Source organism: Aeromicrobium jepli (assembly GCF_047246605.1).
Lineage (GTDB): Bacteria > Actinomycetota > Actinomycetes > Propionibacteriales > Nocardioidaceae > Aeromicrobium.
The window spans coordinates 116368-131994 of record NZ_JBFOKO010000009.1 but is presented as its reverse complement, the minus strand read 5'-3'; the positions used below and the strand labels follow the sequence as shown (position 1 = coordinate 131994).

At 70.8% G+C, this 15627-nt stretch carries 17 protein-coding genes; 8 read left to right on the top strand and 9 right to left on the bottom strand.

Annotated features, from left to right (window positions below; all coding sequences use genetic code 11):
- Positions 1 to 55 precede the first annotated feature (55 nt).
- Positions 56 to 475 (top strand): hypothetical protein, encoded by a 420-nt coding sequence (locus tag AB3M81_RS15900; protein ID WP_412904901.1) that lies wholly within the window; start codon positions 56 to 58, stop codon positions 473 to 475.
- Here AB3M81_RS15900 and AB3M81_RS15895 read toward each other — a convergent pair.
- Positions 440 to 907 (bottom strand): adenylyltransferase/cytidyltransferase family protein, encoded by a 468-nt coding sequence (locus AB3M81_RS15895; protein WP_412904900.1) that lies wholly within the window; start codon positions 905 to 907, stop codon positions 440 to 442. The two genes, AB3M81_RS15900 and AB3M81_RS15895, sit on opposite strands and share 36 nt — an antisense overlap.
- A 73-nt stretch (positions 908 to 980) precedes the next feature.
- Between AB3M81_RS15895 and AB3M81_RS15890 the strand changes: the two genes are divergently transcribed.
- Positions 981 to 1394, top strand: coding sequence for a CoA-binding protein (locus tag AB3M81_RS15890; protein ID WP_412904899.1), 414 nt, complete (start codon positions 981 to 983; stop codon positions 1392 to 1394).
- A gap of 3 nt (positions 1395 to 1397) precedes the next feature.
- On the opposite strand, the gene AB3M81_RS15885 is transcribed toward AB3M81_RS15890, so the two are convergent.
- Both AB3M81_RS15885 and dtd read right to left on the bottom strand, forming a co-directional pair.
- The gene (locus AB3M81_RS15885; protein WP_412904898.1) at positions 1398 to 2501 is read right to left on the bottom strand and encodes an LCP family protein; all 1104 of its coding nucleotides are present in this window, start codon (positions 2499 to 2501) and stop codon (positions 1398 to 1400) included.
- A 61-nt stretch (positions 2502 to 2562) separates the two neighbouring features.
- Positions 2563 to 3000, bottom strand: coding sequence for a D-aminoacyl-tRNA deacylase (gene dtd / locus AB3M81_RS15880; protein WP_412904897.1), 438 nt, complete (start codon positions 2998 to 3000; stop codon positions 2563 to 2565).
- 56 nt (positions 3001 to 3056) lie between these two features.
- Here dtd and AB3M81_RS15875 point away from each other — a divergent pair, with 56 nt between their 5' ends.
- Genes AB3M81_RS15875 through AB3M81_RS15865 form a run of 3 tightly spaced genes read left to right on the top strand, consistent with a single transcriptional unit; the run spans position 3057 to position 6191 of the window.
- Entirely contained in the window at positions 3057 to 3551 is a 495-nt protein-coding gene (locus AB3M81_RS15875; protein WP_412904896.1) for a heme-binding beta-barrel domain-containing protein, read from the top strand.
- Positions 3544 to 4470 (top strand): CAF17-like 4Fe-4S cluster assembly/insertion protein YgfZ, encoded by a 927-nt coding sequence (gene ygfZ, locus AB3M81_RS15870; RefSeq protein WP_412904895.1) that lies wholly within the window; start codon positions 3544 to 3546, stop codon positions 4468 to 4470. Before AB3M81_RS15875 ends, ygfZ begins: the two co-directional genes overlap by 8 nt.
- Entirely contained in the window at positions 4470 to 6191 is a 1722-nt protein-coding gene (locus AB3M81_RS15865; RefSeq protein ID WP_412904894.1) for a DEAD/DEAH box helicase, read from the top strand. The genes ygfZ and AB3M81_RS15865 overlap by 1 nt, the downstream gene beginning before the upstream one ends.
- Positions 6192 to 6218: 27 nt before the next feature.
- On the opposite strand, the gene AB3M81_RS15860 is transcribed toward AB3M81_RS15865, so the two are convergent.
- From AB3M81_RS15860 to AB3M81_RS15850, 3 genes are read right to left on the bottom strand one after another with little or no spacing between them, the layout of a single operon-like run.
- Positions 6219 to 7520 carry an endonuclease/exonuclease/phosphatase family protein gene (locus tag AB3M81_RS15860; protein ID WP_412904893.1) on the bottom strand — a complete coding sequence of 434 codons (1302 nt, stop codon included), beginning with the start codon at positions 7518 to 7520 and terminating at the stop codon, positions 6219 to 6221.
- A 58-nt stretch (positions 7521 to 7578) separates the two neighbouring features.
- Positions 7579 to 9087, bottom strand: a complete 1509-nt coding sequence (locus tag AB3M81_RS15855) for an endonuclease/exonuclease/phosphatase family protein (RefSeq protein WP_412904892.1) — start codon at positions 9085 to 9087, stop codon at positions 7579 to 7581.
- A 9-nt stretch (positions 9088 to 9096) separates the two neighbouring features.
- Positions 9097 to 10560, bottom strand: a complete 1464-nt coding sequence (locus AB3M81_RS15850) for an endonuclease/exonuclease/phosphatase family protein (RefSeq protein WP_412904891.1) — start codon at positions 10558 to 10560, stop codon at positions 9097 to 9099.
- Positions 10561 to 10716: 156 nt separating this feature from the next.
- Here AB3M81_RS15850 and AB3M81_RS15845 point away from each other — a divergent pair, with 156 nt between their 5' ends.
- The 3 genes from AB3M81_RS15845 (at position 10717) to AB3M81_RS15835 (ending at position 12192) form a co-directional block, all read left to right on the top strand.
- The gene (locus AB3M81_RS15845) at positions 10717 to 11112 is read left to right on the top strand and encodes a helix-turn-helix domain-containing protein (protein ID WP_412904890.1); all 396 of its coding nucleotides are present in this window, start codon (positions 10717 to 10719) and stop codon (positions 11110 to 11112) included.
- Positions 11109 to 11873 carry a hypothetical protein gene (locus AB3M81_RS15840; protein WP_412904889.1) on the top strand — a complete coding sequence of 255 codons (765 nt, stop codon included), beginning with the start codon at positions 11109 to 11111 and terminating at the stop codon, positions 11871 to 11873. The genes AB3M81_RS15845 and AB3M81_RS15840 overlap by 4 nt, the downstream gene beginning before the upstream one ends.
- Before the next feature lie 67 nt (positions 11874 to 11940).
- A complete protein-coding gene (locus AB3M81_RS15835) occupies positions 11941 to 12192 on the top strand; it encodes a DUF2516 family protein (RefSeq protein WP_412904888.1) in 252 nt (83 codons plus the stop codon).
- Here AB3M81_RS15835 and AB3M81_RS15830 read toward each other — a convergent pair.
- The 3 genes from AB3M81_RS15830 to typA all read right to left on the bottom strand — a co-directional run bounded on the left by AB3M81_RS15830 (position 12186) and on the right by typA (position 15529).
- On the bottom strand, positions 12186 to 13115 hold the full coding sequence (locus tag AB3M81_RS15830) for a hypothetical protein (protein ID WP_412904887.1): 930 nt from the start codon (positions 13113 to 13115) through the stop codon (positions 12186 to 12188). The genes AB3M81_RS15835 and AB3M81_RS15830 overlap by 7 nt on opposite strands.
- The gene (locus AB3M81_RS15825) at positions 13112 to 13447 is read right to left on the bottom strand and encodes a PadR family transcriptional regulator (RefSeq protein WP_412904886.1); all 336 of its coding nucleotides are present in this window, start codon (positions 13445 to 13447) and stop codon (positions 13112 to 13114) included. Before AB3M81_RS15825 ends, AB3M81_RS15830 begins: the two co-directional genes overlap by 4 nt.
- A 204-nt stretch (positions 13448 to 13651) precedes the next feature.
- On the bottom strand, positions 13652 to 15529 hold the full coding sequence (gene typA / locus AB3M81_RS15820) for a translational GTPase TypA (protein ID WP_412904885.1): 1878 nt from the start codon (positions 15527 to 15529) through the stop codon (positions 13652 to 13654).
- Positions 15530 to 15627 lie beyond the last annotated feature (98 nt).

Sequence of the window (15627 nt, the reverse complement as noted above, 5' to 3'; positions counted from 1 at the left end):
CCGGCCCCCCGCACCACCCCCGCCCACGCCTGAACCCCACCGACGAGGAGCCTCCATGCGACGTCTCGCCACCACCGCGTCCCGCTGGACCGCGGCCGCGTGCCTGGTCCTCGGGCTGCTGCTCGCGACACGCATCCCCGCCGCGCCGTCGGCGGTCGAGGCGCTGCTCGAGGCCTCCCTCGTCGCCCTGGCCCTGTTCGCCGGCGTGAAGATGTGGTTGCACAACTGCTTCGAGTCGCACCTCGCCGCGACGCTCGTCTGCGCCGCCACGGCCGGCGGCGTCCTGCTGGCGGCCATCGCCGGTCCTCCCGGGCGGGGCACGTCCCCCGTCACGCCCGCGGGGGTCGTCCTGCTGGCCCTGGCCGTCGCGGTGCCGCTGCTGCTCGAGCGCGACGCCCGCACCCGGCGGGCGCTCGCTGCCGGCGGCTGCCGCCAGGTCTCAGGTCAGGTCGCGGTAGTGGTCCAGCAGGCGTGAGACCACCCGCAGCGCGTCCTGCATCTCCTCGATGTGGTTCGGGTCGAGGACGCGCAGCATCTCCTTGAGGCCCGTCGTCGAGATCCCCTTGGTGCGCGGCAGGTACTCGACCCGGCACAGGTCGGACAGGTCGTCGAACTTGCCGGCCCAGTCGTCGCCCATGACGAATACGTCGACCTCGTGCTCGACGATGTCGCGGCGCTTCTGCTCCCACGACTCCTCGGGCAGCACCAGGTCCACGCCCTTGATGGCCCCGACGATCGCCGCGCGATCGTCGTAGGGGACCACGGTGCTCTTGCCCTTGCCGGCGTTGAACTCGTCGGTCGAGACCCCCACGATCAGGCGGTCGCCCATCGCGGAGAGGCGCTCCAGAAGCCGCAGGTGGCCGATGTGGAACAGGTCGAAGGTGCCGTAGGTCAGGACGGTCGTCACCCGCTCAGGATACGGACCGCGGGGCCGCCGTCGTGCCGGGCGAGGCATGGCGGGCGGCGCTACGGTCGAGGACATGACCGACTGGCAGGACCCCGCGTCCGTCTCGCTGATGCTCGACGACCTCGAGACCTGGGCCGTCGTGGGCCTCTCGAACAACCCGTCCCGCACCGCGTACTCGATCGCCCAGCTGCTGCAGAGCCGCGGCAAGCGCATCGTGCCGATCCACCCGGACGCGCCGACCGTGCTGGGGGAGCAGGGCTACGCCACGCTCGCCGACGTGCCGTTCCCGATCGACGTGGTGGACGTCTTCCGCCGCTCCGAGGACGCCGGCCCGTTCGCGGACCAGGCCGTCGAGGTCGGCGCGAAGGCGGTGTGGTTCCAGCTGGGCGTCATCGACGAGGCGGCGTTCGAGCGGACGATCGCCGCCGGCGTGCCGATGGTCATGGACACGTGCCCGGCGATCGAGTGGAACCGCCGCGCTCGCTGACCGTCAGGAGACCTCCTCGGCGTCCGGGAGGACGTCGTCGGGGTACTTCTTGAGGTAGGCCGCCATCCGGTCGTTCTCGACCGCGGTGAACAGCTCGGTCATCTTGTCCTGCTGCAGCACGACCACGCTGCCGTAGGTCGGGTCGGTCTGGGTGCCCTGCACCGGCGCGGTCAGGAACGTGACGTCGTCGGTGCCGACGCCACGCAGCGACAGGGCGAGCTTGGCCATCGCGGTGCCCGACCAGCCCTCGTCGACGGTGAGGTTCTTCGTGAGGGCGCCGACCGTGTTGCTCAGCTTGCGCGGGTTGTTGGTGACGCCGGAGTCCAGCATCTTGCCCATGAGCGAGCGCATGAAGTTTTGCTGCCGCTTGATCCGGTCGAAGTCGCCGCCGATCAGGCCGTAGCGCGTGCGCACGTACTGCAGCGCCTTGTTGCCCTCGAGCGTCTGGGTGCCCGCGTCCCACTGGACCTTCTGCTGCGGGTCGTAGAACGACTTCGGGATCGTGACCTCGACGCCGCCCACGGCGGTGGACAGGTCCTTGAAGCCCGCCCAGTCGATGATCGTGAGGTGGTCCATCTTCAGGCCGGTGAGCTTCTCGACCGTGTTGATGGTGGCCATCGGACCGCCCATGCTGAACGCCGCGTTGATCTTCTCGGAGTGGTCGGTCCTGCCCTCGGCGTCGTAGATCGGCACGAACGAGTCGCGCGGGATGGAGACGAGGTAGACCTTCTTCCGGTCGGCGGGGATGTGCACGACCATCAGGGTGTCGCTGCGGTACTTGCCCGTGGGCCAGTCGCCGGACGCCGCGTCCTCGGCGATGGAGGTGTTCTTGGGCTGGCCCTCCTTGGGCTCTCCCTTGTCCGAGCCGAGCAGCAGGATGTTGAGCGCGCGACCTTCGTCGGGATCGGGCTCGTCCTTGATGACGTCGACCTTCTCGACGTCGTCGAGCTGGCGCTTGAGGTTCCACGCGTAGGCCGCGCCGCCCACGAGGGGCAGCAGGATCACCAGTACGAGGGCCCAGACGATCGCGGGATGGCGCTGGCGGAAGGAACGACGGTTCGACGCACGCGATCCGGGCTTCCGGACCGGTTGGGGGGCGTCGCTCACCGGGGTCTCTCCTGTCGTCGTCGAACCTTCCCAGTATGGCGAACGATGCTGAGAGGAACCTTCACGAACCGGCGCGTGAGTCCATGACGAGCGTCACGGGACCGTCGTTCACGAGGTCGACGGCCATGTCGGCGCCGAACACGCCGCGCGCCACCGTGACCCCGGCGGACTCCACGGCCTCGCAGAAGGCGTCGTAGAGCGGCTCGGCCACGGGGCCGGGGGCGGCGGCGCCCCACGACGGGCGACGGCCCTTGCGCGTGTCGGCGAACAGGGTGAACTGGCTGATGGCCAGCACGCCGCCGCCGGTCTCGTCGACGGACTGCTCGCCGCGCATGATCCGCAGGCGGACGATCTTGGCGGCGAGCTGCTGCGCGTCCTCGGGGGTGTCCTCGTGGGTCACCCCCAGCAGGACCACCAGCCCGGGCTCGTCGAGACGTCCCACGACGGCTCCGTCGACGCTGACCTCGGCCCGGCTCACCCGCTGCACCACTGCCCGCACCCGAGGAGCGTAACTGCGGGGCGGCCACTTCGCGAGCGGCCGATAGCATGGAACCCATGGCCTTCCAGATTCCCAGCGACCTGCACCCCGATCTGATGCCGATCGCGTGGCTGCTCGGGACCTGGCACGGCAACGGTCGCGGCGACTACCCCACGATCGAGGCGTTCTCCTACGAGCAGGACGTCGCCTTCGCGCACGACGGCCGGCCGTTCCTGCACTACTTCAGCCGCACCTGGGTGACCGACGAGGCCGGTGAGCGCGTGCGCCCCGGCGCCCTCGAGACCGGCTTCCTGCGCCCCTCCGGCGAGGGCAAGGTCGAGCTCGTCCTCGCGCACCCCACCGGCTACGCCGAGATCTGGTACGGCGAGATCGACGGCGCGCGGCTGACGCTCGCCACCGACGTCGTCGCCCGGACCGTCACCGCCAAGGAGTACACCGCGGGTCAGCGGATGTACGGGCTCGTCGAGGGCGCGCTGATGTACGCCCACGACATGGCCGCCGAGGGCCAGCCCATGCAGTCGCACCTGTGGGGGAAGCTCGAGCGTGTCTAGCCCGCTGCTGCAGCGGCCCGGTGCGGTCGAGGCCGAGGCCCCCGACGCCGGGGTCGCGGCCCACTACGGCTCGTCCTTCGCCGCCGAGCAGCGCACGCTGCTGACCGGCGAGGGCTTCGTCGACCTCTCGCACCGCGACGTCCTGCGCGTCACCGGCCCGGACCGGCTGACGTGGCTGCACTCGCTGACCACCCAGTTCCTCGAGGGCCTCGCGCCCGGCGTCCGCACCGACGTCCTGCTGCTGTCGCCGCAGGGCCGCATCGAGCACGCCTTCACCGGTGTCGACGACGGCGAGACGTTCTGGGCGCACACCGAGCCCGGTGCCGGTGCCGCGCTCATCGAGTTCCTCGACCGGATGCGCTTCATGTCGCGCGTCGAGGTCGTCCGGGTCGACGACCGGTTCGTGATCGGGCGCTGGGCCGACGGCCTGGTCACCGAGCTCGTCGGCGACGTCGCCGCGGTCGAGGGCACGCCGGTCGGGCTGTACGCGTGGGAGGCCCTGCGGATCGCCGCCGGGCAGCCGCGCCTGGGCCTCGACACCGACGACCGCACGATCCCCAACGAGGTCGGGCTGCTCGGCTCGGCCGTCCACCTCGACAAGGGCTGCTACCGCGGCCAGGAGACGGTCGCCCGGGTGTACAACCTGGGCCGGCCGCCGCGTCGCCTCACCCTGCTGCACCTCGACGGCTCCGTCGACCACCTGCCCCCGCACGGCGCGGACGTCCTGCTCGGCGACAAGGTCGTCGGCCAGGTCGGCAGTGCCGCCCGCCACCACGAGCTGGGGCCCATCGCCCTGGCCGTCCTCAAGCGCAACACCCCGGTCGACGCGACCCTCCTGGCCGACGGCGTCGCCGCCGCGCAGGAGGTCGTCGTCGACCCCGACGCAGGCCTGCACGTGCGGGCCGGATTGAACCTGTGATGACTGACGCCCCCACCTTCGACGACCTCGGCCTCGACGACTCGCTCGTCGCCGCCGTCCGCAAGCTCGGCTACGAGACGCCCAGCCCCATCCAGGGCCAGGCCATCCCGGCGCTGCTCAAGGGCGGCGACGTCGTCGGCCTCGCGCAGACCGGCACCGGCAAGACCGCCGCGTTCGCCCTGCCGATGATCCAGCGGCTCGAGCCCACGAACCCCAAGACCCAGGCGCTCGTGCTCGCGCCCACGCGCGAGCTCGCGCTGCAGGTCAGCGAGGCCATCACGAGCTACTCGGCCGGCTCGGACCTGCGCGTCCTGCCCGTCTACGGCGGCCAGAGCTACGGCGCCCAGCTGCAGGGCCTCAAGCGCGGCGCGCACATCGTCGTCGGCACGCCCGGACGCGTCATCGACCACCTCGACCGCGGCTCGCTCGACCTGTCGCACCTGGAGATGCTCGTCCTGGACGAGGCCGACGAGATGCTCAACATGGGCTTCGCGGAGGACGTCGAGCGCATCCTGGCCGACACCCCCGAGTACAAGCAGGTCGCGCTGTTCTCGGCCACGATGCCGCCCGCGATCCGCCGCCTCGCCAAGCGCTACCTGCACGACCCGCAGGACATCTCCACGCCCGAGGCCACGCGCAGCACCACCAACGTGCGGCAGCGCTGGATGCCCGTCTCGCACCACAACAAGCTCGACGCCCTGACGCGCGTGCTCGAGGTCGAGCAGGGCGACGCGATGATCATCTTCGTCCGCACGAAGTCCGCCACCGAGGAGCTCGCCGACAAGCTGCGCAGCCGCGGCTACCAGGTGGCCGCGCTCAACGGCGATCTCGTGCAGGCACAGCGCGAGCGCACCGTCAACGCGCTCAAGAGCGGTGCCATCGACATCGTCGTGGCCACCGACGTCGCGGCCCGCGGCCTGGACGTCGACCGCATCACGCACGTCGTGAACTACGACATCCCGCACGACCCCGAGGCCTACGTGCACCGCATCGGCCGCACGGGCCGCGCCGGCCGCTCGGGCGACGCGATCGTCTTCGTGACCCCGCGCGAGCGCCGCATGCTGGAGTCCCTCGAGCGGGTCTCGGGCCGCGCCGTCGAGCAGATGGCCGTCCCGACGCCGGACGAGGTCAACGCCCGCCGCGTCGACCGCTTCGCCAGCTCGATCACGACCGCCATGGGCGACCCGCAGTTCCACGTCTACAAGGGCCTGGTCGAGCAGTACGCCCAGCAGCACGACGTCGACATGACCGACGTCGCCGCGGCCCTGGCCGCCATGGGCCAGGACGACAAGGAGTTCTTCCTGCGTCCCGACCCGCCGCAGACCAAGCGCGAGCGCCCCGTCCGCGAGAAGGGCGAGCGGACGCCGCGGCCCACCTCGGAGGGCATGGCCTCGTACCGCCTCGCCGTGGGCAAGCGCCACAAGATCCGCCCCGCCATGGTGGTCGGCGCGCTGGCCAACGAGGGCGGCCTCAAGCGCTCGGACTTCGGCAAGATCACGATCGGCCTGGAGCACACGCTCGTCGAGCTGCCGGCCGACCTGCCCGACGAGGTCTTCGAGCAGCTCGCGGGGACCCGGATCTCGGGCAAGCGGATCGACATCCAGCCCGACACGGGCCGCCCCGGCGGCGAGCGCGCCCACGCGCCGCGCAACGGCGCGGGCCGCAAGTACGACAAGCCGCAGGGCGGCAAGGACAAGAAGCCCCGCCACAAGAAGGGCTGAGCCGCCGAGCTGACACCGCGCGGGGGCTCAGCTCAGCTGCGCGCGGACCAGGAGCGGGTGGTGGTCCGAGGGCAGGGGCGACACGTAGGAACCGCCGCGCATGAGGCCCACGTTGGCCCATGACTTCACGATGCTGCGCGCGGGACGCACCCAGACCTTGTCGACGTGGTCGCCCCACGTCACGCCGATCGTGGGCGTCTTCCACTGCCAGTTCGGGTTGGCGGTGTTCTGGTGCTGGCGCGACAGCGAGCGGGCCTGCTCGTAGCTGTCGTAGAAGCCCTGCCGCTTGAAGGCCGACTCGACGATCGCGTGGTTCGAGCGGCTGCGGTTCGTGTTGAAGTCGCCGATCAGCGCCACCGGGGTGCTGGGGAAGCTGCGTCCCCACCACGCCAGGTGGGCCTTGAGGTCGGCGAAGATCTCGTCGGTCTGCACGGCCCGGTAGCGGGCGTTCGCGTCGCTGTCGCCGGTCAGCAGGTGGACGCCGACGAACACGACCTGCTGGCCGCTGGCCTTGTGCCGCAGCATGACCCACGGCGCGTCCTTGCCCTGCGGCTGCGCGACGCCGAGAACGGGGAGCGTGCACGGCTCGACGCGGACGGGCTCGCCGTCCTCGTCACGGACGAGCGCGCCCTTCGCGGTGCGCTGCAGCGGGCACTTCGAGGACTGCTGCGCGGGCGTGAGGTCCTGCGTGACGGGCTCGTACAGGTCGTCGCGGTAGAGGATGCGGTTGTCCTTGCCGCCCTCGACCTCGGTGTAGCCCGGGACGGTCGTGGACCAGCGGCTGGCCTCCTGGATCGCCACGACGCCGGGGCGGACGGCCAGGATCTGGTTGACGACGAGCGGCTGGCGACCCGACCACGCGCGGCTCGTGCACGCGTTGGAGCACACGTTGTAGCTCATCATCGAGTGGATCGGGTGCGTCGCGGTCGACAGCGACGCGGTGCTGAGCGGGGTCACGCGCGCGACGCGGGCGGAGCGGCTGCCGGCGACCTTGCCGTTCGTGCCGCGGACCTGGAACCAGTAGGTGCGGTTGCGGCCCAGCTTGGTCACGACGGCCTGCGTGCCACGGACGGTCACGCGCGGCTTCTTCGCCCTCTGCACGCCGGCCTTCGTCGTGGCGACGAACACCTGGTAGCGCGTCGCGTACTTCGCCTTGGGCCACGACAGGCGCAGCTTGGCGTAGGTCTTGCCGCCGGACGTGTGCAGCGCCGCGGCCGTGAACGAGACCAGGCCGACCTGGGCGGGCTTGCGCGCGGCATGCGCAGGGGTGCCCAGCAGCGCCGCCGCGAGGACGGCGACCAGGGCACAGGCGAGCAGGCGAAGGCGCATGCTTTCCAGCGTAAACCTCACCTGCAACACCCGTCACGGGTTTCGCGGGCTGGACGCCTCAGTTCACCGTGCCGGGGTCCGGCCGGTCGGGCAGGTCGGCCGGGACGGGCACGACCGGGCTGGGCTTGCTGACGTCCTCCTCGGGGTCGCGCTGCAGGCGCAGCACGGCACCGATCATGTTGTGGTCGGACAGCCACGGGCCCACGTACGTGGTGCCGGACAGGCTGGCCCACTGCTTCCATGCGGGCACGCCCCACTCGGACGAGACGTAGATGTGGTCGACGTGGTCGGCGGACATGATCGCCTTGTCGCCGCGGCGGCTTCCGGTGTTGACCTGTGCGTTCTGCGTGCTGTCGGCGACCTCGACCGAGTCGCGGAAGCCGGCGCCGCGCACGATCGGGCCGACCGTGTCGCCGCGGCGGTGCGTGCCGGAGTTGAAGTCGCCCGCCAGCACCACCGGGACACCGTCGGGGTTCACCGACCGCAGGGCGCCCATGAGCGTGCGCATCTCGGACGCGCGCTGTCCGGTCTTGTTGTGGCCGCTGAGCAGGTGCACGCTCACCGCGATGAACGGCCGCTCGGTCTTGAGATCCTGGAAGCGCGCCCACGTGGCCCAGCGGCCATGGCCGAGCGACCAGCGTCCGCCACCGAGCTGCTCGAGCTTGTCGGGGGAGTAGAGCAGGTAGCGCGAGTTGCCGCCGCCCGACGCCATGACGAGGCCGCGAGGCCCGCCGCTGAAGCGGGCGCGCGTGGTCGGCCCGACGCGCTCGCCGCCGGCCTCCTGCAGCGCCATGATGTCGACCTCGGCGGCATGGACCTGCGCGGCCTGCCCGCCGACGCGGCCGCCGTAGCCGTCGCACGCCTCGGAGCAGATGTTCCACGAGCCGATGCGCAGGTCGGACGTGCCGGGAGGCGTGACGACCTTCGTGGCGGGCCCGAACTCGCTCACGCCGGCCTCGCCGACGGCGCGCACGCGCACCCAGTACGTGGTCTCGGGCTTGAGCCGGTCGGTCGCGAAGGAGGTGCCGCCGCGCTTGAGCCGCTTGACCTGGCGCGGCAGCTTCTTCTTCGAGCGCGAGACCGCGACGTCGTACGTGGTGGCGTAGTCGGCCGCCTTCCACTTCACGACCGCGCCGTCGGGGGCCGTGCGCTTGACCTTGGGCCGCGGCGGCACGTCGGGCAGCAGCGTCACCGTGCCCTCGACGGCCAGCCCGCGGGGACCGTCGTCGACCTGCTCGACCCGGTAGCTGACCCGGCCCTTGGGGTCGCGCGCCTCGGGGGCGGGCAGGACGACGCGCGGCTGCGTCGTGACGATCGTGCGGTCGGGGCGGTCGAGGTCGCTGCCGAGGCTGACGCGGTACGTCTCGCCGTTGCCCGACCATGCCAGCGAGACCTCGGCCGGCGCGACGTCCACCGAGACCAGCTTGAGGTACGGGGTCTCGAGGCCGGCGAAGGCGACGACGGGACCGTTGCCGTCGCGATCGGTGGTGGCGGCCAGGACGCCGGCGGAGACGGTCAGGGCAAGGCCCGCACCCACGAGGAGCGAGGAGCGGAGCCGACCGAGCACGGGTGCATCCTAGCCGCTGGAGACGACCAGCCTCGCGACGAGCGGATTGTGGTCCGACGGGAACGGCGTGGCGTACTCGCGGCCCTCGGGACCCTCGAGGAAGTTGGCCAGCATCGACCACGACTCGACGGTCACGCCGCGCTTCGGGACGTAGATCGCGTCGACGTGGTCGCCGCTGCGCCGCGGCGCCTTGATCCCGGCGTTGGCGCTGTTGAGGTCGGCGTTGGTCCGGTTGGCCGTCTGCTCCACCGAGTTCACGACGTCGATCGCGGCGAACCGCTTGCGCGGGGCGTCGTAGCCGCCGGGGTAGGCGTCCTGGTTGGCGTTCGACTTGTTGGAGTTCCAGTCGCCCGCCCACACGACCGGCAGGCCGTGGGTGTTGAGCGCCTGGATCCGGCGGATCAGCCGGCCGGTCTGCGTGCTGCGCAGCCGGTCGAGCTTCGCGCCCTTGTACGGCTCGAGGTGCGCGTTGACGATGTAGAAGGCGGTCCCGGTGCGGCGGTCGCGCAGCAGGTTCCACGTGGCGAACCGCTTGCCGCGGTCGTCCAGCGTCATCCAGCCGCCGTCGAGCGAGGTGTAGCGCGAGCGCTTGTAGTAGATCGAGCGCGCCGACTTGTACGCGCCGCGCGAGAAGCCGGACAGCTCGGTGTGGAACGCGGCCTTCGTGCTGGCCTCCTGCGCGACGACGATGTCGGGCTTCGCGGCGCGCGCGAGGGCGCCGGCGAGCGGCTTGCGCACGGACCACGCGGGCACGTTGCGCAGGAACCAGGCGCCGCTGTCGGACGTGCGGCACTTGTTGTCGCCGCACAGGTTGTACGTCGCGACCGCGATCCGGGCGGGCGCCGTGACGACCTTGATCCGGGTGACCGGGCCCCACGGGCCCTTGACCGAGCCGTTCACGCCGCGGACGCGGGCGAAGTAGGCCATGCCGCCGTTGAGGCCGGTGAGCCTCGCGGTCCGCCCGGTGCGTCCCTCGGTGCGCACGCCGGCGCGGAAGGAGCGGCTCGGCGAGACCTGCAGCTGGTAGCTCGTCGCGTTGGTGGCGCGGCCCCACGAGTAGTGCAGGATCGCGCCGGCGCGGGTGGCGGGCTGGTTGGCCGGGCCCTTGCCGACCTTGAGGTTGGCGCGGCGCCAGGGCGTGACGCTGGACCTGCCGCCGCGGTGCGCGCGCAGCCGGTAGTAGTAGTCGGTCCCGGCGCTCGCGCGCAGCTTGCGGAACGTGATCACGGTCTTGCGCGTGCGCACCGAGCGCACGCAGCGCTTGGCCTTCGGCGAGGTGGCGACGCAGACCGAGACGACCTTGACGCCCTTGGGGCGCTTCCAGCGGATGCGCAGGGAGGTCGTGTTGGTGGTCGCGCGGACCTTGGTGACCTTGGCGGGCTTCTTGGGGGCGGCTTCGGCAGAGGGGGTGATCCCGGGGGCCAGCACCAGGGAGGCGCAGACGGCCAGGGCCAGCAGGAGGCGACGGAGCATGTCAGCGGGCATGGGAAGGAGAGCGCGCCGCCCGAGAGCACTTACAGCGCCCACAGGCTAACCGAGGATGGCCCCACAGTGAAAAGAATGCGGACTCATCTGTCCCGTGCATCACAGTTGCTTGCAATCGCTAACTATTGCAAGCACCATGGAGTCATGGGGAAGTTGAACATGCAGGAGGCCGTCGGGTCCGCGGTCGGCTCGGCCGTCGGCTCGCTCGGTGAGTACCTGCGCGACCAGCGGACCCAGGCGCAGATGTCCCTGCGACAGCTGGCCGAGCTCGCGGACGTGTCGAATCCGTACCTCAGCCAGATCGAGCGGGGCCTGCGCAAGCCGTCCGCCGAGGTGCTCGCGCAGATCGCGAAGGCACTGAGGATCTCGGCCGAGTCGCTGTACGTCCGGGCCGGCTTCCTCGAGGCCGAGCACGAGGGGGCGGGCTCGGTCGAGGACGCGATCGACCGCGACCCGCGGCTGACCGCGCGCCAGAAGACCGCCCTGCGCGACATCTACCGATCGTTCGTCGGCACCGCCGACCCAGAGGAGAGCCCATGAGCATCACCGACACCATCAACGCCCAGATCAAGTCCGTCCTCGACGACATCCGCGCCCTGCCCACGAGCGTCAAGGGCTTCGACGTGGCCGGCCTGCAGAGGAAGGCCGAGACACTGGCGCAGACCGCCCTCGGCTCGGTCACCGCCGCCTACGCCGACCTGACCAAGAAGGGCGACGACCTCGTCACCCTCGCCAAGGGCCTGACCGTCGACGACGTGCGCGCCGCCGCCGAGGACTTCGCCGGCCGCGCCGAGACGATCGTCAACGAGCTGCGCGGCAAGGTCGAGGACGTCAAGGTCGACGACCTCAAGGACGCCGTCGAGGACTTCCGCGCCAAGGCCGACGACCTCGTGGGCGACCTCAAGGACAAGGCCGACCAGCTCATCGACGAGCTGACCTCCAAGGCCGAGGACCTCACCGGCAAGGCCGCCGAGGTCGTCGAGGACGCCACGGGCGCCGCTGCCGGCACGGCCACCGCCGCCACCGCGGCCGCCGCCCCGAAGTCGACCGCGTCGAAGTCCACCACGACGAAGAAGGCGCCGGCGAAGAAGTCGGGCTCCACGGCGTCGAAGTCGACCGCCTCGAAGTCGACGGCCTCGAAGTCGACGGCTGCCAAGAAGACCGGCTCGCCCGCGTCGACCGCCAAGAAGACGACGGCCGCGAAGAAGACGACGGCTGCCAAGAAGGCCCCGGCCAAGAAGACGACGGCCAAGAAGGCCGGCTCGAGCAGCTCGACGGCGGCGAAGAAGTCGGCGTCCTGACCGCAGCGGCGGACCAATTCAGCGGTGGGCACCCTCGCAGGAGGGTGCCCACCGTAGTCTTCACCTCATGTTCGTCGTGACCTCGGTGATCTGGTGGCTGCTGCTGTGCACCAAGGTCTTCGCCCTCGTCGACTGCGTGCGGCGCAAGCCCTACGACTTCGAGATGGCCGGGACGCTGCCCAAGAACGTCTGGCTGCTGATCCTGCCCCTGGCGATCCTCGTCGACATCGTCTGGCGCAGCCCGCTGGGCCTGCTGCCGCTGCTGGGCACGGTCGGCGCGCTGGTCTACCTCGCGCAGACCCGCGGCTCGGGCTACTGAGTGCGCGACCGCACCAGCGCCCGCCGGTAGCCGTCCAGGATCTCCCAGGCGCCGATCACCGCGACGCCGACCGCGGCCCAGTGCGTGACGTCGGCCTCCACCGCCCGGTTCCAGTCCAGGTGCGCGATGAGCTCGGGGTTCACCAGCGCGTCGTTCGCCAGCACGATGACGGTCGGGACGGTGAACAGCAGTCCGATCACGGTGTTGGCGTGTGCCACCGCCCAGGTCCAGCCGCTGCGCTGGATCCAGACCAGGTGCGCCACCTCGAGCACGAGCACCATCAGCACGAGGGGCAGGTACCAGGTCCACAGGTCGGGGTCGGCGAGCGGGATGCGCTCGCCGTCCTCGACGAACGGCGAGCCGAAGTGCTGCCACAGCACGCCCGCCGCCAGCGCGGCGCTGACCGCGACACCGCCGATGAGCTCGGGCAGGCGGCCGCTCGAGTCCGGCTCGGGCAGCTGGTCGATCGACCACGTGTCGAAGTCGGCCTTCGTGCCGGTCCAGTCCAGCACGGCGAACACGAGCGTCGTCCAGAACACGACGTGCACCGTGATCTCGACGAGCGAGCCGAGCCCGCCGGTGATGACCTGGCCGACGGGGTCGCCGTCGATGGCGCTCGTGACGACCGAGATCGCGACGACGATCGGTGCCACGATGAGCGCCAGCAGCGTCGTCAGCCGCAGCCACGGGAAGAACAGGCGCGGGCCGATCAGCGCGGGCTCCCTGCCGGTGTAGTCGACGGCGACGCGCAGCGGGTCGCCGAGCTCCTCGAGCGCGGCGCGCTCGGCCTCGGGGGTGCCGCCGTTCGCGGCGACGGTGTCACCGATGCGCTCGCGCAGCTCGGCGTCGACCTCGGTGCGCATGCGCCCGGGCAGCCAGCGCGTGGCGGCGTAGACGTAGCGGTCGGTCAAGGTGGCGGTCATCGGGTACCTCCGTCGGTCAGCCGCCCCAGTGCGGCGTGGATGTCGTGCCAGTCGGCCAGGAGCGCCTCGGCGAGCTTCCGGCCCGCGGCGCTGGTGCGGTAGAACTTCCGGGGCCGGGCCTCGTCGGTGTTCCACTCGCTCGTGAGCAGGCCCTGCTTCTCGAGGCGCCGCAGCAGCGGGTAGAGCGTGTTGCCGTCCACCGCGATCCCCGCCTCGCCGAGTGACTCCAGCAGGCCGTAGCCGTAGCCGGGCTCGCGCAGGGAGAGCAGGGAGGCGAGCACCACGGTGCCGCGGCGCAGCTCCTGCAGGTGCTGCTGGGTAAGGTCGTCCATGCGTCACACCATAGTGTGCGCCACACACTATGCGCAAGACGCACAGTGTCGAGGAGGGAGGAAGTTTCCCCGGTTAAGTCGGTTCCTGTCACTGAACGTGGTTCGCGACCCACGCTCAGTGCGAGATTTCCTACTTAACCGGGGAAACCGACGAACCCCTCCCCGGCCGAGGCCGGAGAGGGGTTCGAGAAGAGTTCGGTCAGCTCACTTGCGCTTGCGCGCCGTGCGGGCGCGCTCGCCCGCGTCGAGCGTCACCTTGCGGATGCGCACGTTGGCGGGCGTGACCTCGACGCACTCGTCCTCGCGGCAGAACTCCAGGCACTGCTCGAGCGACAGCTTCTTCGGCGGGATGACCTTCTCGAAGTTGTCCGACGTCGCCGAGCGGATGTTGGTCTGCTTCTTCTCCTTGGTGATGTTGACGTCCATGTCGTCGTCACGGGAGTTCTCGCCGACGATCATGCCCTCGTAGACCTCGGTGCCGGGCTCGACGAACAGCGTGCCGCGCTCCTGCAGGTTGGTCATCGCGAAGGAGGTCACGGCGCCGGCGCGGTCGGCGACGAGCGAGCCCGAGGGACGCGTCGAGATCTCGCCGAACCAGGGCTCGTAGCCCTCGGAGATGTGGTGGGCGATGCCCGTGCCGCGGGTGTCGGTGAGGAACTCGGTGCGGAAGCCGATCAGGCCGCGCGCCGGGACCAGGAACTCCATGCGGACCCAGCCGGTGCCGTGGTTGACCATCTGCTCCATGCGGCCCTTGCGGACGGCCAGCAGCTGCGTGATCGTGCCCAGGTACTCCTCGGGCGCGTCGATCGTGAGGCGCTCGACGGGCTCGTGCAGCTTGCCGTCGATCTCCTTCGTGACGACCTGCGGCTTGCCGACCGTGAGCTCGTAGCCCTCGCGGCGCATCTGCTCGACGAGGATCGCCAGCGCCAGCTCGCCGCGGCCCTGGACCTCCCACGCGTCGGGACGGTCGGTGGGCAGGACGCGGATCGACACGTTGCCGATCAGCTCGCTGTCGAGGCGGTCCTTGACGAGGCGGGCGGTGACCTTGGTGCCCTTCTCGCGGCCGGCCAGCGGCGACGTGTTGGTGCCGATCGTCATCGAGATCGCCGGCTCGTCGACGTGGATGAGCGGCAGCGCGACCGGGTTCTCGGGATCGGCCAGCGTCTCGCCGATGTTGATGTCCGCGATGCCGGCGATGGCGACGATGTCGCCGGGGCCGGCGTACTCGCCGGGCTTGCGGTCGAGCGCCTCGGTGACGAGGAGCTCGGTGATCTTGACCTTCTCGACCGAGCCGTCGCGCTTCATCCACGCGACCTGCTGGCCCTTCTTGAGCTCGCCCTCCTCGACGCGCACGAGCGCCAGGCGGCCCAGGAACGGCGAGGAGTCGAGGTTCGTGACGTGCGCCTGCAGCGGCGCGCCCTCGGTGTACTCGGGCGCCGGGACGTGCTCCATGATCGTCTGGAACAGCGGGATCAGGTTGTCGCCCTCGGGCAGCGTGCCGTCCTCGGGCTTCGTGAGCGAGGCGACGCCGGCCTTGCCGGAGGCGTAGACGACGGGGAAGTCCAGCGCGTCGTCGGCGGCGTCCTCGGGCAGCAGGTCCATGAACAGGTCGTAGGTCTCGTCGACGACCTCGGCGATGCGGGCGTCGGGGCGGTCGACCTTGTTGACCACGAGGATGACCGGCATCTTCGCCAGCAGCGCCTTGCGCAGCACGAAGCGGGTCTGGGGCAGCGGGCCCTCGGAGGCGTCCACGAGGAGCACGACGGCGTCGACCATCGACAGGCCGCGCTCGACCTCGCCGCCGAAGTCGGCGTGGCCGGGGGTGTCGATGATGTTGATCGTGACGACCTTGCCCGGGATGTCCTCGGTGCCGGGGCCCGAGTACTTGACCGCGGTGTTCTTCGCGAGGATCGTGATGCCCTTCTCGCGCTCGAGGTCACCGGAGTCCATGACCCGTTCGGTCACTTCCTGGTGCTCGGCGTAGGCGCCCTGCTGCTGGAGCATCGCGTCGACGAGAGTGGTCTTGCCGTGGTCGACGTGGGCGACGATGGCGACATTGCGCAGATCAGAGCGTGTGGACACTCGCTCGATTCTACGGCAGGAATCCCAGTGCTCCGTCCATGCGGCGGGAGCGAAGGACGTGACGCGCGCTACAGAATTTCCGTAGACGCAATAGTTGC